Origin of the sequence: Streptomyces sp. ASQP_92 (assembly GCF_025399895.1) — a bacterium.
GTDB lineage: Bacteria > Actinomycetota > Actinomycetes > Streptomycetales > Streptomycetaceae > Streptomyces.
Genome location: NZ_JAODUA010000001.1, coordinates 21277 through 44185, shown reverse-complemented (window position 1 = coordinate 44185; position 22909 = coordinate 21277). Strand labels below are relative to the sequence as shown.

14 protein-coding genes are annotated in these 22909 nt (G+C 72.1%); 11 read left to right on the top strand and 3 right to left on the bottom strand.

Annotated features, from left to right (window positions below; translation table 11 throughout):
* Positions 1-10: 10 nt before the first annotated feature.
* Positions 11-1678, bottom strand: a complete 1668-nt coding sequence (locus N4G70_RS00160) for a serine/threonine-protein kinase (protein WP_261710275.1) — start codon at positions 1676-1678, stop codon at positions 11-13.
* Positions 1679-2075: 397 nt separating this feature from the next.
* On the opposite strand from N4G70_RS00160, the gene N4G70_RS00155 reads away from it, so the two are divergent.
* The 7 genes from N4G70_RS00155 (at position 2076) to N4G70_RS00125 (ending at position 12124) form a co-directional block, all read left to right on the top strand.
* Positions 2076-5234 carry an FtsK/SpoIIIE domain-containing protein gene (locus N4G70_RS00155; RefSeq protein ID WP_261710274.1) on the top strand — a complete coding sequence of 1053 codons (3159 nt, stop codon included), beginning with the start codon at positions 2076-2078 and terminating at the stop codon, positions 5232-5234.
* 253 nt (positions 5235-5487) lie between these two features.
* Positions 5488-6885, top strand: a complete 1398-nt coding sequence (locus tag N4G70_RS00150) for an ABC transporter substrate-binding protein (RefSeq protein WP_388719708.1) — start codon at positions 5488-5490, stop codon at positions 6883-6885.
* 7 nt (positions 6886-6892) lie between these two features.
* Positions 6893-8245, top strand: coding sequence for a carbohydrate ABC transporter permease (locus N4G70_RS00145; protein WP_261710273.1), 1353 nt, complete (start codon positions 6893-6895; stop codon positions 8243-8245).
* 97 nt (positions 8246-8342) lie between these two features.
* The gene (locus N4G70_RS00140) at positions 8343-9224 is read left to right on the top strand and encodes a carbohydrate ABC transporter permease (protein ID WP_261710272.1); all 882 of its coding nucleotides are present in this window, start codon (positions 8343-8345) and stop codon (positions 9222-9224) included.
* 108 nt (positions 9225-9332) lie between these two features.
* Positions 9333-9584: a hypothetical protein gene (locus tag N4G70_RS00135; protein ID WP_261710271.1), complete on the top strand. Its 252-nt coding sequence runs from the start codon at positions 9333-9335 to the stop codon at positions 9582-9584.
* A 216-nt stretch (positions 9585-9800) separates the two neighbouring features.
* On the top strand, positions 9801-10553 hold the full coding sequence (locus N4G70_RS00130; protein ID WP_261711314.1) for an SDR family NAD(P)-dependent oxidoreductase: 753 nt from the start codon (positions 9801-9803) through the stop codon (positions 10551-10553).
* A gap of 377 nt (positions 10554-10930) precedes the next feature.
* Positions 10931-12124: a M20 family metallopeptidase gene (locus N4G70_RS00125; RefSeq protein WP_261710270.1), complete on the top strand. Its 1194-nt coding sequence runs from the start codon at positions 10931-10933 to the stop codon at positions 12122-12124.
* Between the two features lie 613 nt (positions 12125-12737).
* Here the strand turns inward: N4G70_RS00125 and N4G70_RS00120 are convergent.
* Positions 12738-13367, bottom strand: coding sequence for a TetR/AcrR family transcriptional regulator (locus N4G70_RS00120; RefSeq protein ID WP_261710269.1), 630 nt, complete (start codon positions 13365-13367; stop codon positions 12738-12740).
* A 147-nt stretch (positions 13368-13514) separates the two neighbouring features.
* Between N4G70_RS00120 and N4G70_RS00115 the strand changes: the two genes are divergently transcribed.
* From N4G70_RS00115 to N4G70_RS00105, 3 genes are all read left to right on the top strand, one after another.
* Entirely contained in the window at positions 13515-14471 is a 957-nt protein-coding gene (locus tag N4G70_RS00115; protein ID WP_399033546.1) for an ABC transporter permease, read from the top strand.
* Positions 14464-15276, top strand: coding sequence for an ABC transporter ATP-binding protein (locus tag N4G70_RS00110; protein ID WP_261710268.1), 813 nt, complete (start codon positions 14464-14466; stop codon positions 15274-15276). The genes N4G70_RS00115 and N4G70_RS00110 overlap by 8 nt, the downstream gene beginning before the upstream one ends.
* A 245-nt stretch (positions 15277-15521) precedes the next feature.
* Positions 15522-16820: a glycosyltransferase 87 family protein gene (locus N4G70_RS00105; protein ID WP_261710267.1), complete on the top strand. Its 1299-nt coding sequence runs from the start codon at positions 15522-15524 to the stop codon at positions 16818-16820.
* A 50-nt stretch (positions 16821-16870) separates the two neighbouring features.
* Here the strand turns inward: N4G70_RS00105 and N4G70_RS00100 are convergent, their stop codons facing one another.
* Positions 16871-21859, bottom strand: a complete 4989-nt coding sequence (locus tag N4G70_RS00100; RefSeq protein ID WP_261710266.1) for an NAD-glutamate dehydrogenase — start codon at positions 21857-21859, stop codon at positions 16871-16873.
* A gap of 460 nt (positions 21860-22319) precedes the next feature.
* Here N4G70_RS00100 and N4G70_RS00095 point away from each other — a divergent pair, with 460 nt between their 5' ends.
* Complete coding sequence (locus N4G70_RS00095; RefSeq protein WP_261710265.1) at positions 22320-22886, top strand: DJ-1/PfpI family protein; 567 nt, start codon at positions 22320-22322, stop codon at positions 22884-22886.
* The last annotated feature ends 23 nt before the right edge of the window (positions 22887-22909 follow it).

Below are 22909 nucleotides of genomic sequence, written 5' to 3'. Positions count from 1 at the left end.
TTACGGGTCTTTACGGGTTCCCGGAATCGCCGATGCTCTTTATCCAGCCGGATACCGTCGAAATCCCGTCACCGATGGCCTGCCAGTAGCCCTTGCCCTGGGCGACCCAGTCCTGGAGCGGGGTGAGCTCCCAGATCAGCCAGCCCGCGACGATGAGCAGCACGATCGTGAACAGGCACCCCTTGAGACAGCCCAGACCCGGAATCCGCATCCGGTTCGGGCTGCGCCTGCGCGGCTCGCGGGGCTCCCTCGGCTCGCGCGCCGGCGCCTGCGGCTGCTGCGGCGGGGGCTGCGGCGGCGCGTACTGCTGCTGTTGCCGCTGCTGCTGGTAGGGCTGCGGCGGCGGGGCGTACCGCTGGTGCTGCGGCGGCTGCCCCTGCGGGGGGCGCCGGCCGTCGTACGCCTGCGGGGGATGGCCCTGCCCGCCGTACCCCTGCGGAGGCTGCTGGCCCTGCTGCCCGTAACCCTGCGGTGGCTGCTGCTGGCGGTGCGGGCGGCGGCGCAGCGGGTCCTGGTCGGGGGAGAGATATCCGACCTGGGTCTGCTCGTTGCGGTCGCGCGCGGCCTGGAGCTGGGACTGCCAGGGGTGCGGCTCCTGCGGTCCGGTCGGCGGGACCGGCGGCAGGACGGCCGTCGGGTCGGCGTTGGGGGCGCCTCCCGTCTGCGGCAGGACCGAGGTCCGCGCCGACGGGTCGTACGAGGCCGCGCTGGTCGGCAGGACCTGCGTCGGGTCGGCGGCGCCCGGCGCGTCCGGCACCGGGGCCGGCGCGGGATCGGGGGCGAGCAGCGCCCCCACGCCGTCGGCCGCCTCGACCTGGGCGGGGGTGGAGTGCACACCGATGCCGGAGGCGACGACCCGCAGCCCGCGCGCCAGGTTCACGGCGCTGGGGCGGCGGTCGGGGTCCTTGCTGAGGCAGCGCTCGATGACCGTCCACAGCGGGGCCGGGACGGTGGTGGGCCGGCGCGGTTCCTCGCTGAGGTGGCGGTGCAGCACCTCAAGGGCGGTGCCCCCGGCGAACGGCGGGCGCCCGGTGACCAGCTCGTACAGCAGGATTCCGGCGCCGTAGATGTCCACGGCGGAGGTCTGCGGCCGGCCCTCGGCGGACTCCGGCGCGACATAGGCGGGCGTGCCCACGAACTCGTGGGTACGGGTCAGGCCCGGGGAGTCGGCGAGGCGGGCGATGCCGAAGTCGGTGAGCATCGGGTGCATCGCGCCGTCGCGCTCGTCCAGGAGGACGTTGGCGGGCTTCAGGTCGCGGTGGACGACGCCGTCGGCGTGGCTGGCGGCCAGCGCGTCGGCGATCTGCGCGGTGAGCAGGGCGGCGGCGACCGGGGTGAGCGGGCCGTTCTCGCGGAGGTAGCGGTGCAGGTCGGGACCGTCGATCAGGTCCATGACCAGAGCGAGGAGGTCGCCCTCGACGACCAGGTCGCGGGTGCGCACGATGTTGGCGTGGCGCAGCCTCAGCAGTACGGAGCGTTCGCGCAGGAAGCGCATCACCACGTCCGCGTCGCCGGCGAGCTCCTCCTTGAGGACCTTGATCGCCACGGTTTCGCCCGGCTGGCCCGCCACGGACGCCTCGGACCCGGCGGTCTCTCTCTGGCGGGCTCGCCAGACGGTGCCCGTGGCGCCGCGTCCGAGCGGCTCCTCGAGCAGGTACTTGCTGCCTACCGGCCGCACGTCATGCGCTCCCTGCTGCTCGCGTCAGTTGCTGTGTGGGTTTCCGGCCCACTCTAGTGCCGCCCCCGCGCGCCCCGACGGGTCGCGGGTTCGGCGCCACCAGGTTGTTCACCGTCGTCTCATGGTTCTCCGGAAAGACGCGGTCCGCGCGCCAAAGGTTGCCGAACACCCGTGCCCGGCGTCCCGTCGGAATGCCCCACTCGGTCGCAACCAGCCACTTTTCCGTCCACTTTTGCGTCGTCGGCCGACCAATCAAGATCAATTCGAGGTGGGCGACGGGCGTGTTGTCAGTGGCAGGTGCGAGGATGCCCTCAGCACGAATTGTGTGCCGGGTGGGGGGAATCACAGGGCTGGTCCCCTTTCTTGGCACCCCCGCGCAGAAGGGACCGCCGAGGCGATGCAGATCCGGCTGACCGTCCTCGCGCCACGCAGCGGCCACGCTGCGGCGCGCGCCTGCGACGTGCTCGTCACCGCCCCGGCGGGAACGGCACTCGCGGCCGTCGCGTCCGGCCTGGCCTCGGCCGCCTCCGGCGCGGAGGTCTCGGGCGCCTCCGTGGTGCTCTACGCGGGCCGCGAGCGCCTCGACGCCCAGCGCCGCATCCTCGGCGAGCCCCCTCTGGTGGACGGCACGGTGCTCTCCCTCGCCACCCCGGCCGAGGACGAGCCGGCCCACGACGGCCCGGCCCCGGCCCGCCTGCACGTGGTGGCGGGGCCGGACGCGGGCGGGGTCCACCTGCTGCACGGCGGCCGCATCGGGGTCGGCCGCGCCGCCGAGTCCGATGTCCCGCTGGACGATCCGGACGTCTCCCGCCAGCACTGCGAGGTGACGGTCGGCGAGGACGGCCGGGTGAGCGTCGCGGATCTGAACTCGACGAACGGCACCCGGCTGGACGGCCGGGAGATCGGCGCGCAGCCGGTCCGGTTCGCGCCCGGCGCGCTGCTGCGGATCGGCGAGTCCACGCTGCGCCTGGCCCCCGGCGGCACCGAGGCGGAGCCCTCCCTGGCCGCCGCGCCGGACGGCGAGGGCCATCTCCGGGTGACCCCCAACACGGCGCCGGGCTGCCCCTTCGAACCCCAACACCCGTCCCTTGCACCGCAGTTGGGGCCCCCGCCCCAGGGGACGCCCCACGCCTTCGGCACGACGCCGCCCCCGCCCGCCGCGTCCGCCCCGTCCGCCCCGTCCTTCGGTACGTCCGCGCCGGGTGCTCACGAGGAGTCGTCCGTGGGCGGTTTCGACGCGCTCGGGGCGCCCTCCGGCTACGGGCACGACGGGCGGGACGATCATCGCGAGCCGTCCGCGCCGAGCAGGCGACAGGGCACTCCGACGCGTGGCACCCGCCTGCCCGAAGGCGGGCTGGACCGCCGCGAGGACGTCGAGCCCGCCCGCGCCGACCAGCACGCCCGCGCCGAGCAGCCGGACGGCGGCCGCCGTCGCGGCGGGATAGGCGCATGGGCGAGGCGGCTCACCGGGGGGCGCGGCGAAGCGGCCCCCGAGCAGACGGCCGCCGAGCCACCGCACCCGCCGGCCGAGCCCACGCCCGAGAGCTGGCCCGATCCGGCCGCCCTGCTGCTCACCGCGCTCGGCCCCGGGCCCCGGCTGTGGGAGCGGGAGCCGGGCCACCCCGAGGCACTCGCCGTGCGGGTCGGCACCACGGACCGCGGCGAGCTGTCGGCCGTGCCCGTCACGGTGGGCCTGCGCGAGGTGGGCTCGCTCGGCCTCGCGGGGCCCCGCGACCGCCTCGCCGGGCTCGCCCGCTCGGCCATCGCCCAGCTGGCCGCCCTGCACGCGCCGACCACCCTGGAGATCGTCCTCATCAGTACGGACCGGGCGCGCGGCCTCCAGACGCGCACCGCCGAGTGGGACTGGCTCGGCTGGCTCCCCCAGGTCCGCCCCGCCCACGGCCAGGACTGCCGGCTGCTCCTCGCCTACGACCGGGACCAGGCGACGGCACGCACCGCGGAGCTGGTCAGACGGCTCGACGCGGGCCCGCTCGGCCCGGGCTGGGCCTCCGCGGACCGGGCCGCCGTCTCCGAGGCCGCCGCCCGCTACGAGGGTCCGTTCACGGTGGTCGTCCTGGACGGCGACCCCGGCTCGGCGCCCCTGCGCGAGACCACCGCGCGCCTGGCCTCGGCGGGCGCGGCGGCCGGCATCCATCTGCTCTGCCTCGCCGAGACCCCGGCCGCCTCGGCCGCCTCCCCCGTCACGGACACGTATGAGACGGCCTGCGCGGCCTCGCTCGCCTTCCGCGAGTGCGGGGCGGCCGCCCTGCTCAGCGGCGATGTGGCCACCGCTCTGCGGTTGTTGCGCATCGCCGGGGGGCACCCCGCGGGCCACGGCACGGTGGCGACGGTGGACGCGGTGTCCCGGCCCTGGGCCGAACGGTTCGCGCGCGCCCTGGCTCCCCTGCGCACCGGTGACGGCACCGCGTCCACGGCCGGCCGGCTGGCCTCCTCGCTCCCCCGATCCTCCCGTCTGCTCGACGAGTTGGGCCTCGCGCGGGCCACCCCCGCCTCCCTGATGGCCCGTTGGGAGTCGGCGCCGGACGGCGCGGTGGTGCTCGGCACGGGACCGCGCGGCCCGGTCGGCGTGGACCTCGTCTCCGACGGCCCCCACCTCCTCGTCGAAGGGCCCCCCGGCAGCGGCCGCACCGAGCTGCTCCGGGCCGTCGCCGCCTCGCTCGCGGCGGGCGCCCGGCCCGACCGGCTCGGCCTGGTGCTCGTGGACGGTGCGGGCGGCGAGCGCGGGGAGGGGCTGCGCCCCTGCACCGAACTCCCGCATGTCTCCACCCACTTGATCGCCTCCGACCCGGTACGGATGCGGGAGTTCGCGCAGGCGCTGGGAGCCGAGCTCAAGCGCCGGGCCGAGCTCCTGGGCGGGCTCGGCTTCACGGAGTGGCACAACCAGCGGGAGGTCGCGGGCCGCCTGGTCGGGCAGCGGCAGGCGCCCGCCGCGGAGAGCCGGGGCGATCTGGACCCGCCGGGCAGCAGCACGCTGCGGCTGCGTCCGGTCGCGCGCGGCCGCACCGAGGAGGGGCCCTCGCTGCCCCGCCTGGTGGTCCTGGTCGACGATCTGGACGCGCTGGTCGCACCCGCCCTGGGAAGTCCGGGCCGTCCCGCCGCGGGTTCGGTCGTACGGGCTCTGGAGGCGGTGGCCCGCGACGGCGAGCGGCTCGGGGTGCACCTGGTGGCGACCTCGGCGCGGCCGGACCGTACGGCCGACACCGAACTGGCCCGCGGCGCCCGGCACCGCGTGGTCCTGGACCCGCCGCCCGCGACGCCGTCCCCGGAGGAACCGTCTCCGGGCCGGGGCCGGCTGCACCAGCCGGACGGGGCGTCCGTGCCGTTCCAGGGCGGCCGGGTCACCGGACGCATACCGCGTACCGCGACCCAGCGGCCCACGGTCGTCGTCCTGGAGTGGGAGCGGATGGGCGACCCGCCGGCCCGCCGGCCGGTGCGCGAGCTCGGCAACGGCCCCACCGACCTGGCCCTGCTCGCCAGCGCCCTGGACCGCGCGGCGTCCTTGGTCAACGCCCCGTCGGTGCCGCCGCTGTCGTGACGCCGGGTCGCCGTGGGCGTGGCGACGGGCCCGCCCCCTTCGGCCCGCTTGATCAACCCGGCCGCAATGGGCGGCAGTTGGGACATCCCGCGCGGCTCAACGTCACAAGCCCATTACGATCAACTGGTTGACGGCGAAGACGGTATTGCGGCGCTCCCGCACCCGGCGTAGGACTGTCGCACGGGACGAGAGCTGCGGCGCCTGCGTCACCGGGCGCGGCGGTTCGTACGCGCACGGGAGAGACGGGGCACGCATGCGCAGCACTCGTACAGGTCGCACCACCAGGGCCACCAGCACGACAGGTCGCACCCTGCTGTCCGCCGCGGTCGTCGGCGGTCTCGCGCTCGGCGCGGCCGCGTGCGGCAGCGGCGACGACGCGAAGAGCACACCCTCCACCGGCACCACCACCTCCGCCTCTTCGGGCAGCGGGGTCCAACTCCCCAAGCTCACCGGGGAGAAGATCGAGGTGGCGGCCGTGTGGACGGGGGCCGAGCAGGCCAACTTCGTCAAGGTGCTCAAGGAGTTCGAGTCGCGCACCGGCGCCACCGTCACCTTCGTGCCCGCCCAGGACCCGATCGTCAACTTCCTCGGCACGAAGATCGCCGGTGGCAGCCCGCCCGATGTGGCGCTGCTCCCCCAGGTCGGCGCGATCCAGCAGGCCGTGGCGAAGAAGTGGGCCAAGCCCGCCGGACCCGAGGCCAAGGCGCAGCTCGCCGCGAACTACTCGAAGGTGTGGCAGGACCTGGGCGCGGTCGACGGCACCCAGTACGGGGTCTACTTCAAGGCCGCCAACAAGTCCCTGGTCTGGTACAACACCAAGGTCTTCCAGAACGCGGGCGTCACCGCGCCGGCCACCTGGAAGGACTTCCTGGCCGCCGCCGACACGATCTCCGCCTCGGGTGTGACGCCGGTGTCCGTCGGCGGCGCCGACGGCTGGACGCTCACCGACTGGTTCGAGAACGTCTATCTGTCCCAGGCCGGCCCCGACAAGTACGACCAGCTGGCCAAGCACACGATCAAGTGGACGGATCCGTCGGTCAAGGACGCGCTCACCACCCTGGCCCAGCTCTTCGGCAAGCCGAACCTCATCGCGGGCGGTGCCAACGGCGCGCTCCAGACCGAGTTCCCGGCGTCCGTGACGCAGACCTTCACCGGCGGGGACCAGCCGAAGGCGGGCATGGTCTTCGAGGGCGACTTCGCGGCGGTCAACATCGCGGAGACCTCCGCCAAGGTCGGCACCGACGCGAAGGCGTTCCCGTTCCCGGCCGTGGGTGACAAGGCCCCGGTCGTCACCGGCGGCGACGCGGCCGTGGCCTTGAAGGACACCAAGGGCGCCCAGGCGCTGCTCACGTGGCTGGCCTCCACCGACGCGGCCAGGATCGCGGCGGGTTCGGGCGGGTTCATCTCGCCGAACAAGGCCCTCGACGTCGCCGTGTACCCCAACGACGTCCAGCGTGGCATCGCCAAGTCGCTGATCGCGGCCGGGGACAACGTGCGCTTCGACATGTCGGACCAGGCCCCGCAGTCCTTCGGCGGCACCCCCGGCAAGGGCGAGTGGAAGGACCTTCAGGACTTCCTGAAGAACCCCTCCGACATCGCCGGCACCCAGTCCAGGCTGGAGGCCGACGCGGCCGCGGCGTTCAAGAACTGATCCGGCGATGACCACCGCGACGGCGGGGGGCGCCCCGCCTCCCGCCACCCCGTCCGCGCCCAGGACCGTCAAGAGCGTCACCAGGACTCGCAAGTGGATCGCGGCCGTCTTCCTGCTGCCCGCGCTCGTCCTGCTCGGCGCGCTCGTCGTCTATCCGATCGGGTTCTCGATCTACCGGTCGTTCTTCGATCAGTCCGGTGATTCGTTCGCCGGAATCGACAACTACAAGACGCTGTTCACGGACCACACCATCCGGACCGCGGTGAAGAACAACGCGATCTGGGTCCTGTGCGCCCCGACGATCGCCACCGCGCTCGGCCTGATCTTCGCCGTACTGACCGAACGGGTCCGCTGGGGAACGGCGTTCAAGCTCATCGTCTTCATGCCGATGGCGATCTCCATGCTGGCGGCGGGCATCATCTTCCGCCTGGTGTACGAGCAGGACCCGGCGCGCGGCGTCGCCAACGCCGTGGCGGTGGGGGTACATGACACGTTCACCGCCTCGGCCGGCTACCCCAAGGCGCATCCGCTGCCCAGCGCCCCGCTGAAGGCCGCGGGCGGCGGGGCCTTCCTCACCCCGGCCGCCGCGCACGCGGGGCAGCCCGTGCTGCTTCCCCTGGTCGGGGTGGCCGCCGACAAGATGCCGACCTCGGCCGCGCCCGCCAAGCCCGCCCCGACCGAGCCGGGCAAGGTCACCGGCACGGTCTGGCTCGACTTCACCAAGGGCGGCGGCGGCCGTCCCAACGTCATCGACGCCAAGGAGCTGGGCCTCAAGGGCATCACGGTCGAGGCCGTGAAGAACGGCGAGGTGGTCGCCTCGGCCACGGCCGGCGCGGACGGTACGTTCTCACTGCCCGGCGCCGCCGACGGGGCCCAACTCCGGCTGCCCGAGAGCAACTTCCACGAACCGTACAACGGCATCGAGTGGCTCGGCCCCACGCTGGTCACCCCGGCCATCATCGGCTCGTACATCTGGATGTGGGCGGGCTTCGCGATGGTGCTCATCGCGGCCGGGCTCGCGGGGCTGCCGCGCGAACTGCTGGAGGCGGCGCGGGTGGACGGCGCCAACGAGTGGCAGGTCTTCCGCCGGGTGACGGTGCCGCTGCTCGCGCCGGTGCTCGCGGTCGTCCTCGTCACGCTGATGATCAACGTCCTGAAGATCTTCGACCTCGTCTTCATCATCGCGCCGGGCTCCAGCCAGGCCGACGCGAACGTGCTGGCCCTCCAGCTCTACCGCTCCTCCTTCGGCACCGAGGCGGACCTGGGCATCGGCAGCGCGATCGCCGTCCTGCTGCTGCTCCTGGTGATCCCGGTGATGCTCTTCAACATCCGCCGCATGCGACGGGAGGGCAAGCGATGACCGTCCGCCGCAGCGCCACCGCCCTCTACCGGGGGTCCGGGGGTCGCCCCCCGGTACAGCACAGCAACATCCGCCGCATGCGCCGGGAGGGCAAGCGATGACCGCTGTCGATGGGATCGTCAGGGCACGGCAGTCGCTGCCCGCGCGGATCGCCTCGCGGGCCGGGGGCGGTGTGCTGCGGGTGTTCCTGATCCTGGTGGGCCTGCTCTGGCTGATGCCGACCGTCGGGCTGCTGCTGTCCTCGCTGCGCAGCCCCTCCGACATCGCCTCGACCGGCTGGTGGAAGACCTTCGCCGACCCGTCGCGGCTGACCTTCCACAACTACGCCGACCTGCTCGGCAACAGCACGATCACCAACTCCCTGTGGTCCACGGTCGCGATCACCGTCCCGGCCACGGTCCTGGTCGTCGTCATCGGCTCGCTCGCCGGTTACGCCTTCGCGTGGATGGATTTCCCGGGCCGCGACTGGTGGTTCATGGTCGTGGTGAGCCTGCTGGTCGTGCCGGTGCAGGTCGCCCTCGTGCCGGTGGCCAAGCTGTTCGGGCAGGTCGGGATCTTCGAGACGACGATCGGCGTGATCATCTTCCATGTCGCCTTCGGTCTGCCCTTCGCGATCTTCCTGCTCCGCAACTTCTTCGCGGAGATCCCCAGGGAGCTCCTGGAGGCGGCCCGGCTCGACGGGGCGGGCGAGATCCGCCTGTTCACCCGGGTCGTGATGCCGCTCGGTGGCCCGGCGATCGCCTCGCTCGGCATCTTCCAGTTCCTGTGGGTCTGGAACGACATGCTGGTCGCGCTGATCTTCGCCGACTCCAAGCACCCGCCGATCACGGTGGCCCTGCAACAGCAGGTCCGCCAGTTCGGCAACAACATCGACGTGCTGGCACCGGGCGCCTTCGTCTCGATGGTCATCCCGCTCGCCGTCTTCTTCGCCTTCCAGCGGCAGTTCGTGTCGGGGGTGATGGCCGGCGCGGTGAAGTGAGCGCACGCGCAACGGACGTGTTGCGGGCGGGCGTGCGGGCGGCTGACCAACGAGCAGAACGGCTTCGGCGTCGAGGACGCCACGCCCTGTCAGGAGTGGGCGCGGATCATGCAGGAGTGCCTCGAAGTCGTCCGCGAGAAGGGCGAGTTGACCGACGGCGTAAACGCGCACATGGTGGCCGAGTTCGTCGTCGCGGCCTGTACGGGCATGCAGGTGTACTCCTGGATCGTGAGCGGCCGCAAGGACCTGTCGGAGCGCGCCGTCCAGATGTGGAAGATCCTGCTGCCCGGCATCGCCACCCCCTCCGGCGCCACCGGCGCCAAGGTGAGCACGCGGCGCGTCGCCACCCTGGTGCGCTGAGCGGGACCACCCCCGACCGTCGAAAGGCACCGTGCGACCGTTTCCTAAGCGCTGGGGCGGCCGGGCGACGCCGGAAACGGACGCCACGCGCTGACGGCCACCGGGCCACACGCGAACACCGGGCGGGCATCGGGCACGCCCGGATCAGACACGAGCGGGGAGAAGAGCAAGGTGAACGACAGCAGCACGCACCCGGCGGCGAAGACCGGACCGGGCATGGTCGAGGGCAAAGTCGTCATGATCACCGGCGCGTCCAGCGGGATCGGCGCCGCGGCGGCACGCTTGTTCGCGGCCGAGGGAGCGGCCGTGGTGCTGATGGCACGCCGCGAGGACCGGCTCGCAGCGCTGGTCGACGAGATCACCGCGGCGGGTGGCCGCGCGGTCGCCAGCGCGGGCGATGTCGTACGGAGCGGGGACGTCGCGCGTGCGGTGGAGTGCGCGGTGGAGAGCTTCGGCCGGCTCGACGGGGCGTTCAACAACGCCGGTTGGGGCGCGGCCGGCGCCGACCTGCACGAGGTCGACGACGAGACCTACGACCGGATCATGGACATCAATGTGCGCGGTGTCTGGAACTGCCTGCGCCACCAGATTCCCGCGATGCTGACGACGGGCGCCGGCGCGATCGTCAACACCTCCAGTTCGGCAGGTGTGGTGGCGACCGGTGCGGTCGCCCCCTATGTGGCGGCGAAGCACGCCGTACTGGGCCTGACCAAGGCGGCGGCCGCGGAGTACGGCGCCCGCGGGATACGGGTCAACGCGCTGGTCGTGGCCAGCACCAGGACCGAACTCCTGGAGGACGTGATCGCGCAGACCCCCGCCCTTGAGGAGGTGTTCGTGGCGCGCCAGATCCAGCGGCGCATGGCCGACCCGGTGGAGGTCGCGCAGGGCGCGCTGTGGCTGTGCAGCGACCGCGCGTCCTTCGTCACGGGGTCGGCGGTGGCGACGGACGGGGGCCTGACCGCGATCTGACCGGCCGGCCGCGGGCGGGTCACACCCTCGGGTCACGCCGCGGGGCGGGTTCTTCGTCTGGATGACCCTGCCGTCCGCGATGGACAGCAAGGCCCTGCTGCCGCGCGCGGTCTCCCCCGGTGTCGCCTACGTACTGGGCACCGGCTTCTCCACCGCGGGCGGCGAACGGCACCTGCGGCTCCCTTCTCCCATCCCACCCCGCGCCGCATCCGCGAGGGCGTACGCAACCTGGCGGCCCTGTTGCACGACGAGGCGGAACAAGTTCCCCTGGGGACACGGCAGTTGACGTCCTGCTGACGCCGACCGCGCACCGGTACGCCCGCCTTCACCCGCCCGTCGGCGGCAGCATCCGCCCCACCCCGAGGAGCATTGATCCCATGCATCTGGTCGAGGACGCGCACGAACTCCAGGACGATCTCGTCCGGCTGCGCCGCACCCTGCACACCACCCCCGAAACCGGCCTCCACCTGCCCCGTACGCAGGAGACCGTGCTGCGGGCCATCGACGGACTCGGCCTGGAGGTCACCACGGGCCGCGGCCTGAGTTCGGTCACCGCGGTGCTGCGCGGAGCCCGCCCGGGTCCCACCGTGCTGCTCCGGGGCGACATGGACGCGTTGCCCCTGGCCGAGAAGACCGGCCTGGACTACGCGTCACGCAACGGCAGCATGCACGCCTGCGGACACGACCTGCACACCGCCATGCTGGCGGGTGCGGCCCGGCTTCTGGCCCAGCACCGCGACCGCCTGGACGGGGACGTCGTGTTCATGTTCCAGCCCGGCGAGGAGGGGCACGACGGCGCCCGGCTCATGCTCGACGAGGGGCTGCTCGACGCCTCCGGCACCCGCCCCCAGGCCGCGTACGCGCTGCACGTCACCAGCGCCGGCCACCCCCTCGGGCAGTTCGCGGGCCGCGCGGGGCCCACCATGTCCGCGGTCGCCGTCCTCACCGTCACCGTCCACGGATCCGGCGGGCACGGCTCCATGCCGCACCGGGCGAAGGATCCCGTCCAGGCGGCGTGCGAGATGGTCACCGCCCTCCAGACGTGGATCACGCGCGGCTTCGACGTCTTCGACCCGGTCGTCCTGTCCGTCGGCACCTTCCACGCCGGTACCCAGCACAACATCATTCCCGAGACGGCCACCTTCGAGGCCAGCGTCCGCTCCTTCTCGCCGGGGGCGCTGGCGCGGCTCAAGGACGGCACGGTGCGGGTCTGCGAGGGTCTCGCCGCGGCCCATGGCGTCCGTGTGGACGCCCGCTTCGAGGAGCTCTACCCGGCGACCGTCAACGACCCCCACGCCGCGGCGACGGTCGCCTCGACCGTCGCCGAGCTGTACGGCGAGGAGCGCTTCGCCCCGCTCCCCCATCCCCTGCCCGGCTCCGAGGACTTCTCGCGGGTGATCGACGAGGTGCCCGGCGCGATGGTCTTCCTGGGCGCGCCGGGGGTGGGCACGGACCATCGCACGGCGCCCAACAACCACTCGCCTTACGCGGCCTTCGACGACGGTGTCCTCGCGGACGGGGCCGCGCTCTACGCCGCGCTCGCCGTCGACTCCCTCGCCGCGCCGAGCTGACCCTTTCGGAGCCCCGATGACCCAGATCCACACGGACCGCATGTGGGCCCTCACCGCCTGGCCGGCCCCGCCGCCCGCCGAACCAATCGCGCAGTTCCCCGCACCCCTGAAAACCCCGCCCTTGCCCGCGGGCCGTCTGTGGCTGATCGCGCAGTTCCCCGCGCCCCTAAAAACCCGCCTTCGTCCGCGGGCCGAACGTGGCTAATCGCGCAGTTCCCCGCGCCCCCAAAAAACCCGCCTTCGCCCGCAGGCCGTCTGTGGCCGGTCGCGCAGTTCCCCGCGCCCCTAAAGGCCCTTCGGTCCGCGGGTCATGCGTGGCTGATCACGCCCCTGGTACGGCAGCACTCACCGCCCCCGTCAACCACAACACACCTAGGGGCGCGGGGAACTGCGCGAGAAGCGACCACGGCCCGCAGACACGAGGGGGTTTCAAGGGGCGCGGGGAACTGCGCGAGAAGCGACTACGGCCCGCAGACACAAACGGGTTTCAAGGGGCGCGGGGAACTGCGCGGGCAACCCGGCACGGCCCGCACCCGAAGGCGCGCGGCACGGCCCCCGGCCGAACAAGCGGCCCAGCCGAAGGCGAGCGGCACCTCACACGCCCCCACCCCCGCTACGCGGCCAGCGCCGCCACCGCCGCCCGAGCCAAGTCGTCCAAGTACCCCTTCGGCAAGGGGCCCTTGACCACGACGAGGCGCCAGTACAGGGGGCCCACGATGAGGTCGAGGGCCCGGTCGGGGTCGGCCCCGGGGGGCAGCTCGCCGCGTGCGACCGCTTCGCGGATGACCACCGCGGCGACCCCCTGCTGCCCATCGAGCAGCGCCGATTTGATCGCGTCCGCGATCTCGGGGTGGCGTACGGACTCCACCAGCAGGTCGGGGATGACCTGCGAGGCGACCGGGTGGCGCAGGGCGAGCGAGGCGACCGCGAGGAGCGCGCGGATGTCCCCGTACAGGGACCCGGTGTGCGGCACCGGCAGGCCCTGTTCGGCGAAGGCCGACACCAGGTCGAGGACCAGGCTGAGCTTCGACTTCCAGCGCCGGTAGACCGCCGTCTTGCCGACCCCCGCCCGGCGCGCGATGCCCTCGATCGACATCCGGGCGAATCCGACCGCGGCGAGCTCCTCGAAGACGGCCGCCCGGATGGCGTCCGTCACGTCCTCGCGCAGCACGGCCGCCCCGGCCGGGGCGCGGCGCGGCTTGGGGCGGCTCGCGGGGGTCTCCGAGGGGTCCGTCTTGGTCATGGCTTGAGCATAGCGTTGCGACGAGACGGTTGCGTTGCGACGTGAAGACGTCCTACTCTCCCCGTAGCGACGATACGGGTCCGTTCCGTCGCGAGTGATCCCCCGACCCGGGAAGCCTCCCGGGACCCCCCGGCGAAAGCGACCGTAGTGAGCCAGACCGCAGCTGCGCGCCCGACCGCAGCACCACCGGCCGCGTCGGCCACCATCCCGGCCCAGTCCCGCCGGTCCGCCGGCGACCAGGCTCTGAGCCCGGCCGAGCTGGCCGCCAAGTACGGCCTGAAGGTGAGCGGCGCCCGCCCCTCGCTGGGCGAGTACGTCCGGCAGCTGTGGGCCCGGCGGCACTTCATCACCGCGTTCGCCACCGCCAAGCTGACCGCGCAGTACAGCCAGGCGAAGCTGGGGCAGATCTGGCAGCTCATGACGCCGCTGCTGAACGCGGCGGTGTACTACTTCATCTTCGGCATCCTGATGGGCAACAAGAGCAGCACGCCCGACTACATCCCGTGGCTGGTCACGGGCGTGTTCATCTGGACCTTCACGGCCAACTCGATCATGGCGGGCACCCGCGCGATCACCGGGAACATCGGTCTGGTGCGGGCGCTGCACTTCCCGCGCGCCTCGCTGCCCGTCTCGCTCGCCCTCCAGCAGCTCCAGCAGCTGCTGTTCTCGCTGGCCGCGCTGGCGATCATCATCATGAGCTTCGGCCAGCTCCCGGGCGTCTCCTGGCTGCTGCTGGTTCCGGCCCTGCTCCTCCAGTCGATGTTCAACACGGGCCTGTCCCTGGTGATGGCCCGGGTCACCGCGAAGACCCCGGACATCGCCCAGGTGATGCCGTTCGTGCTGCGCACCTGGATGTACATGTCCGGCGTGATGTGGAACCTCACCCCGCAGCTCAAGAAACTCCCGCACGTGGTGGGCGAGTTGCTCCAGCTGAACCCGGCCGCGGTCTACATCGACCTGGTGCGCTTCTCGATGATCAGGAGCTTCCACGCCGGTCAACTGCCGCCGCACGTATGGCTGGTGGCCGGCGGCTGGGCGTTCGTCGCGCTGGCCGTGGGCTTCATCTACTTCTGGAAGGCAGAGGAGCAGTACGGCCGTGGCTGAGACCAGCACCCTGAGCGCGCGGGACACGAGCACCTCCCTGGGCGCCCCGACCGTGATCGCCGACGACGTCCACGTCATCTACCAGGTCAACGGCACCGGCTCCCGGGGCAGGGGCGGGGCGACCGCCGCGCTCCACCGGCTCGTCTCGCGCAAGGGGCAGAGCCCGGGCATGCGCGAGGTGCACGCCGTCAAGGGCGTCTCCTTCGTGGCCCACCGGGGCGAGGCCATCGGCCTCATCGGCTCCAACGGCTCCGGCAAGTCGACCCTGCTCAAGGCGGTCGCGGGGCTGCTGCCCGCCGCCCGCGGCAGGATCTACACCCAGGGCCAGCCCTCGCTGCTCGGCGTGAACGCGGCGCTGATGAACGACCTCACCGGCGAACGCAACGTCACGCTCGGTGGCCTCGCCATGGGCATGACGCGCGAGCAGGTGCGCGAGCGCTACGACGACATCGTCGACTTCTCCGGGATCAACGAGAAGGACGACTTCATCTCGCTCCCCATGCGCACGTACTCCTCCGGCATGAGCGCCCGGCTGCGGTTCTCCATCGCGGCCGCCAAGAACCACGACGTGCTGCTCATCGACGAGGCCCTGGCCACCGGCGACGCCCGGTTCCAGCGCCGCAGCCAGGAGCGCATCAACGAGCTGCGCAAGGAGGCCGGCACGGTCTTCCTGGTCAGCCACAGCAACGCCTCCATCAGGGAGACCTGCGAGCGCTCGCTCTGGCTGGAGTCGGGCACGCTGCGGATGGACGGCCCGACGGCCGAGGTGCTCGCCGCGTACGAGCGGTTCACGAAGAAGAAGTAGGCGCGAAGAAGTAGGCGCCTCCGCGGCCGCCCCCGCGCGCGGGGCACCCCTTATGGGGCCCCGCGCCGGACGGCCCGGCCGGACGCCCCATACCGGACGGCCCGTACCGGACGCCCCGTACCGGACGACCCATACCGGACGGCCCGCACCAGACGACCCGTACCGCCCCCCGTACCGGACCCTCCGTGCCGGACCCGTCGCGGCGCCTCGCGAAATCGGGACAAAGCGCGCCTAAACTTCGCGCGATGACGCCCTCTCAGACGCCCCCGCCGCCCGCCCGGGTCCGTATCCCGGCCCCCGCGCCCGCGCCCGACCCGGGCGCCTTCGGCCGCCGCACCCGGTACGCCGCGCTCGCCGCGAGCTGGCTCGCCACCCGTGCGCTGATGCTCCATCTGCTGGTCACCGACCGGCTCGGGGTCGGCGGGGTGAGCGGCGAGGTGTACGTCCTCTACCGGCGCTGGTACGACCAGCTCAGCGCGGGCACCTTCCCCTTCGGGGACCCCACCTGGCAGTACCCGCCCGGCGCGGGCGCCCTGCTGCTGACCCCGCTGATCTTCCCCTTCCTCACCTTCTTCCAGGCCTTCACCGCCGTCACCGTGGCCTGCGACGCGCTGATCGCCCGCGCGCTGGTACGGGCCGGCGCCCGGCCCGGCGGCAGCGCGGCCGGGGCCTGGCTGTGGGTGGGCGGCCTCCCGCTGCTCCTGCACATCCCGTACGCCCGCTACGACGTCCAGGTCACCGCCCTCGCGGTGGGCGCCCTGCTCGCGCTGCGCCGCAGGCCGGGAGTGGGCGGGGTGCTCGCGGGTCTGGGCGCCCTGGTGAAGGTGTGGCCGCTGCTCACCCTGATCGGCGCCCCGCGCGGCCGGAACACCCGCCGCGCCCTGCTCGGCGCGCTCGGCTCGGCGGCCGCGCTGCTCGCGGTACTCGCCCTGGTCTTCGACCACACCCTGGACTTCGCCCGCCAGCAGGGCGGCCGGGGCCTCCAGATCGAGTCCCTGGGCGGCACCGTCTACCAGCTCGCCCACCTCGCCACCGGCCGTCCCGGACGGGTCGCCCACCGGTACGGGGCCATGGAGTTCACCGGCCCGTATGTGTCCGCGCTCGCCGCCCTCAGCTTGGCCCTGACCGGACTCGCCCTCTGCTGGCTGGTGTTCTGGCGAGTACGGGCACGGCGCTGGACGGTCGCGGTGCCGCTGGACGCGGCCCTGTGCGCGGTGCTCCTGTTCACCGTGACCAGCCGCGTCATCAGCCCGCAGTACCTGGTGTGGCTGCTCGGCCTGGCCGCGGTCTGCCTCACCTCGGGCCGCACAAGCCAGCGCCCGGTGGCCCAACTCCTGCTGCCCGCGGCCGCGTTGAGCGCCCTGGCCTTCCCCTGCCTGTACGGCGAGGTCATCGCGGGGACGGCTCTGGGCACCACCGTCATGGTCGCCCGCAACGCGCTGCTGGTGGCCGCCGCCCTGGTCTCCTGCCGCCGGCTGTGGACCTCCACGGTCACGGCGTCCACGACCACGGTGAAGGACGCCACCATCAGCGAGCGACGCTGAAGGGGCACCCACCAGACGGCGGGTGCCCCTTCAGTCGCGGTTCAGCAGGATCAGATGTGGCTGCGCAGCAGCGTCCGCATCGTCCGCATGGCGACCGACAGGTTCGCCAGGTCGAACGCGTCGGACGACTGGATCTCCTCGAGCGTCGTGCGGGCCCGGCCGAGGATCGCCGCGTTCTTCTCCTCCCACGCCTTGAAGCGCTGCTCCGGCGAGCTGCTGCCGTTGCCGGCCGACAGGACGTCCTGGGTCAGACCGGCGTGCACCGCGAACAGGTCCTCGCGGATCGCGGCACGCGCCATCGACTGCCAGCGGTCGGCTCGCGGGAGCTCGATGATCCGGTCCAGGAGCTGGGTGATCCGCAGCCGGTCGGCGAGGTCGTAGTAGACCTCGGCGACCTGGAGCGGCTCCTTGCCGGTACGGGCCGCGATGGCCACGATGTCGAGCGCCGGGAAGGCCGAGGAGAGCCCGGCGACCCGGCGGGCGAGCTCCTCCGGCACGCCCGCGCCGGTCAGCTCGTCCAGGATGCTCTGGTGCCACTCCAGGTCGGCGCCCCGCAGCAGGCCCGTCAGCGCGTCCCAGACCTCGGTCACCCCGGCCGAGAAGTCCGCGATCGTCTCGGCGATCTGGAGCGGCTGCGGCCGGTTGTTGAGCAGCCAGCGGGTGCCGCGCTCCACCAGACGGCGCGAGTGCAGCCGGATCCGGGTCTGCACATCGGCGTCGACCTTGTTGTCGAGCGCCTCCACGGCGTCCCACACCTGGTTCACGTCGAAGATCTCGCGGGCCGCGGCGTGCGCCCGCACGATCTCCTCGAGCGAGGCCCCGGTCTCCTCGCGGAGCCGGTGCAGGAAGGTCGAGCCACCGATGTTGACGGTGTCGTTGACCAGCACCGTGGTGATGATCTCGCGGCGCAGCGCGTGCCCGTCGACTGCCTCGGCGAACTTCTCGCGCAACTGCTGCGGGAAGTAGGCGTGCAGCAGCTCGGCCAGGTGCGGATCGTCCGGCAGACCGGTGTGGATCAGCTCGTCCGCCACCGTGATCTTGGTGTACGCGAGCAGCACGGCGAGCTCGGGCTGGCTGAGCCCCTTGCCACTGTTGAGCAGCTCGCGGATCTGGCGGTCGTTGGGCAGGAACTCAAGGGCCCGGTCCAGGTGGCCGTCACGGCCCAGGCGGCGCATGAAGCGCTGGTGGGCGTGGAGCAGCGAGGGCGACTGCGCGACCGCGTTGGCCAGGGCCACGTTCTGCGCGTAGTTGTTGCGCAGCACCAGGTGGCCGACCTCGTCGGTCATCGCCGCGAGGATCTTGTTGCGCTGCTTGACGGTCATGTCGCCGTCGGTGACGAGCCCGTTGAGCAGGATCTTGATGTTCACCTCGTGGTCGGAGGTGTCCACGCCGGCGCTGTTGTCGATGGCGTCGGTGTTGATCTTGCCGCCGTCGCCGTCGGGCCCGCCCTTGCGGTCGAACTCGATCCGGCCGAGCTGGGTGAGGCCCAGGTTGCCGCCCTCGCCGACGACCTTGACCCGCAGCTCCTCGCCGTTGACGCGGATCGCGTCGTTGGCCTTGTCGCCGACGTCCGCGTTGGACTCCGCCGAGGACTTCACATACGTACCGATGCCGCCGTTCCACAGCAGGTCGACGGGGGCCTTGAGGATGGCCTGCATCAGGTCGGCCGGGGTCAGCTTGGTGACGCCGGAGGCGATGCCGAGGGCCTCGCGGATGTGCGCGTTGACCGGGATCGACTTGGCGGTACGGGGGTGGATGCCGCCGCCCGCCGAGAGCAGGTCCTTGTTGTAGTCGGCCCAGCTGGAGCGCGGCAGGTCGAACAGGCGGCGGCGCTCGGCGTAGGAGGTGGCCGCGTCCGGCGTCGGGTCGATGAAGATGTGCCGGTGGTCGAATGCCGCGACCAGCCGAATGTGCTCGGAGAGCAGCATGCCGTTGCCGAACACGTCACCCGACATGTCTCCGACGCCGACGACCGTGAAGTCCTCGCTCTGGGTGTCGTGGCCGAGCTCGCGGAAGTGCCGCTTGACGGACTCCCAGGCGCCACGGGCGGTGATGCCCATGCCCTTGTGGTCGTATCCGGCGGAGCCGCCGGAGGCGAAGGCGTCACCGAGCCAGAAGTCGTAGCTGATCGCCACGTCGTTGGCGATGTCCGAGAACGTCGCGGTGCCCTTGTCGGCGGCGACCACCAGATAGGTGTCGTCCTCGTCGTGGCGGACCACGTCGGCCGGCGGGACGACCTCGCCCGCGACCAGGTTGTCGGTGATGTCGAGCAGCGCCGAGATGAACGTCTTGTAGCTCGCGATGCCCTCGGCGAGCCAGGCGTCGCGGTCCACCGCCGGGTCGGGAAGCTGCTTGGCGACGAAACCGCCCTTGGCGCCCACCGGCACGATGACGGTGTTCTTCACCATCTGCGCCTTGACCAGGCCGAGGATCTCGGTGCGGAAGTCCTCACGCCGGTCGGACCAGCGAAGGCCGCCTCGGGCGACCTTGCCGAAGCGCAGGTGCACGCCCTCGACGCGCGGCGAGTACACCCAGATCTCGAACGCCGGGCGGGGCGCCGGGAGGTCGGGGATCATCTGCGGGTCGAACTTCATCGAGACGTACGCGTGCGGCTTGCCCTCGGCCGTCTTCTGGAAGTAGTTGGTGCGCAGCGTCGCCTTGATGACGGTCAGGAAGGAGCGCAGGATGCGGTCCTCGTCCAGGCTGGCCACCTGGTCCAGGGCCCCGTCGAGCTCTTCGAGGATGCCGTCGATGAGCTCGGTGCCGGCCTTCTGGCGGCCCGGCGAGAGCCGGGCCTCGAAGAGCGAGACCAGCAGCCGGGTGGTGTGGACGTTGTCGCGGAGGGTGTCCTCCATGTAGTCCTGGCTGAAGGTGGCGCCCGCCTGGCGCAGGTACTTGGCGTAGGCGCGGAGCACCATCGCCTGGCGCCAGTTGAGACCGGCGCGCAGCACCAGGGAGTTGAAGCCGTCGTTCTCGGCGGCCCCCGTCCACGTCGCGGCGAAGGCCTCCTGGAAGCGCTCGCGGGCGTCGTCGGCCAGGTAGTCGCCGCCGTTGGACTTCTTCGGCAGGCGCAGGCCGAAGTCGTAGATCCAGGCGTGCGTACGGTCCGCGCAGCGCAGCTCGTAGGGGCGCTCGTCGGTGACCTCGACGCCCAGGCGCTGGAGGACCGGGAGGACCGCGGACAGCGAGACCTGCTCGCCGATCCGGTAGATCTTGAAGCGGCGCTCGCCGGGGGCGGCGTTGACCGGCTCGTACAGCGAGAGCGCGAAGTCGTTGCGCCCGTGGGTCAGTTGCTCCAGGTGGACGAGGTCGGCGACGGCCGCGCGCGGCGAGTGGTCGGCCTTGTAGCCCTCGGGGAAGGCGTGGCCGTAGCGGCGCAGCAGCTCGGCGGCGCGCTCCTCGCCGCACTCGGCGTTCAGCGCGTCGGAGAAGCCGTCGGCCCAGGAGCGGGCCGCGTCGACCAGGCGGGCCTCGATGCGGTCGGTGTCGGCGTCGGTGAGCGCGGCGAGCTCGGTGCCGGCCGGGACGCGCACCACGAAGTGCAGCCGGGACAGGATCGACTCGGTGTTCCAGGCGGTGAAGTCGACGCTGGTGCCGCCGAGTTCCTCCTTGAGGATGTCGATGAGCCGCAGCCGTACGCCCGTGGTGTAGCGGTCGCGCGGCAGGTAGACCAGAGCCGAGTAGTAGCGGCCGTACTCGTCCTGGCGCAGGTACAGGCGCAGCCGGCGCCGCTCCTGGAGGTAGAGCACCGACGTCACGATGGAACGGAGCTGGTCGGCGGGGGTCTGGAACAGCTCGTCGCGCGGGTAGGTCTCCATGATCTGGAGCAGGTCGCGGCCGTCGTGGCTGTTGGGCGAGAAGCCGGCACCCTTGAGGACTTCCTGCACCTTGCGGCGCACGACCGGGACCCGGCGCACGGACTCGGTGTACGCGGCCGACGAGAACAGGCCGAGGAAGCGGCGCTCGCCGATCACATTGCCCTGCTCGTCGAACTTCTTCACGCCGACGTAGTCGAGGTAGGACGGCCGGTGCACGGTGGCGCGGCTGTTGGCCTTGGTCAGCACGAGCAGCTTGTGCTCGCGGGCCTTGGCGCGGGCGTCGGCGGGCAGCCGGCTGAAGGACGGCGAGACGGGGTGGGCGTCGTCCTCGCCGTGCTGGGGGTCGGAGCGCAGGATGCCGAGGCCGGTGCCGGGAACGGCGGACAGCGAGTCGTCGTCGGTGAGCTGGTACTCGCGGTAGCCGAGGAAGGTGAAGTGGTCGGTGGAGAGCCAGCGCAGCAGCTCCCGGGCCTCGTCGATGTCCTCGTCGAGGAGGTCGCCGGCCTTCGGCTCCTTGGGCAGCTCGTCGGCGATGCGCAGCGCGGCGTCGCGCATCTTCTCCCAGTCCTCGACGGCTTCGCGCACATCGGACAGGACGCGCAGCAGATCGGCGGTGATCTGCTTCAGGTCGCCGCGGTCGGTCTCGCGGTCGATCTCGACGTGGATCCAGGACTCGGTGAGCGCGTCGTGCGGCAGCTCGGCGGTCTGGGTTCCGGTGTCGAGCACCTCGATGAGCTTGCCGGTCAGATCGCGGCGTACGACCACCTGGGGGTGGATGACGACGTGAATGCCCCGGTTCTGCCGGGACAGCTCATTGGTGACCGAGTCGACGAGGAAGGGCATGTCGTCCGTGACGACTTCGACCACCGAGTGACTGCACGTCCAGCCGTTCTCCTCGACGGTCGGGGTGTGCACCCGGACGTTGGCGGTGCCCTGCGGCCGGTTCTCCGCGAGGCGGTAGTGGGAGAGCGCCGCGCCGAACACGTCGACCGGGTCGCGGTCGGCCAGGTCCTCGGGGGCGGTATGCAGGTAGTACCGCTGGAGATACCCGAGGAGGACGCCCTGTTCGGGAGCTTCCTCGCTCGTGGCCCCAGTCGTGGCTGCCCGGTCGCTCCGGGGGGTGTCCCCCAGGCCTCCGGGCCCCCCGGCCGGGCTGTTCTCAGCTACCCGTGCCGCCCGCGCGAGCAGCTCGGCCTTGGCTTCGTCCAGCTTGGTCTGCATGTCCTCTGGCTCCTGTCGCGCGCCATTGCGTGACGTAGGGGAAAAAAGCGACAAACCGCGGCGACGCGGGGTGTCCGGTCGTAGCCGACGCTATGTCGCAATGAGAGACACCCGGGCGCTTACCGGCCAATTTTGTGGCTTCGGGCCTTGATTCCGGGTGGAGGGAATCAGCGACTGCCCGGGCACCGTGGCACTCCGGGCGCAGGGCGAAGGCATCAGTGCCTCCGCGGCATATCGCGCTGATCACGAGACAAGGCTATCGCCCCTTCCCCCCGAACCGTCATGAGCCTTATGTGTACAAAAGCTGGGACCGAAGTTTGACAGTCTGGACAGCGACGTGGCGGCGGAAACGAGCCCTCTTGGCAAACGGGCGCCGCACGGGCAGGTTGGCCCGACGGAACCCGCATGTGCGATCGAGCTCCAGCCACCTGAGCCCCAGCCCCTGAGAGGGAGTGCCCTCATGGCAGCCAAGATCCTCATCGTGACCGGTGACGCCGCCGAATCCCTGGAGGTCCTCTACCCCTACCAGCGCCTGCGCGAGGAGGGGTACGAGGTCCACATCGCGGCTCCGGCCCGCAAGAAGCTGCGGTTCGTGATCCACGACTTCGAGCCCGGCTTCGACACCTACACCGAGAAGCCCGGCTACACCTGGCCCGCCGACCTGGCCTTCTCGGAGGTCGACCCCGGCCAGTACGCCGCTGTGGTGGTCCCGGGCGGCCGGGCCCCGGAGTACCTGCGCAACGACCCCGAACTGAGGAAGATCCTCAAGGCCTTCTTCGACACCGACAAGCCCGTCGCCCAGATCTGTCACGGACCGCTGCTCACCGCCGCGGTCGGCGGCCTGGTCGGACGCCGGGTCACCGCCTATCCCGCCCTGGAGCTGGACGTCCAGACGGCGGGCGCGACCTTCCAGGACACGGAGACGGTGGTGGACGGCACCCTCGTCTCCGCCCGGGCCTGGCCGGACCATCCGAGCTGGATGCGGGAGTTCCTCACGGTGCTGCGGGCGAAGGCGCCGGTGACGTAGGGACGAGGGTGAGGGGCGGGCGC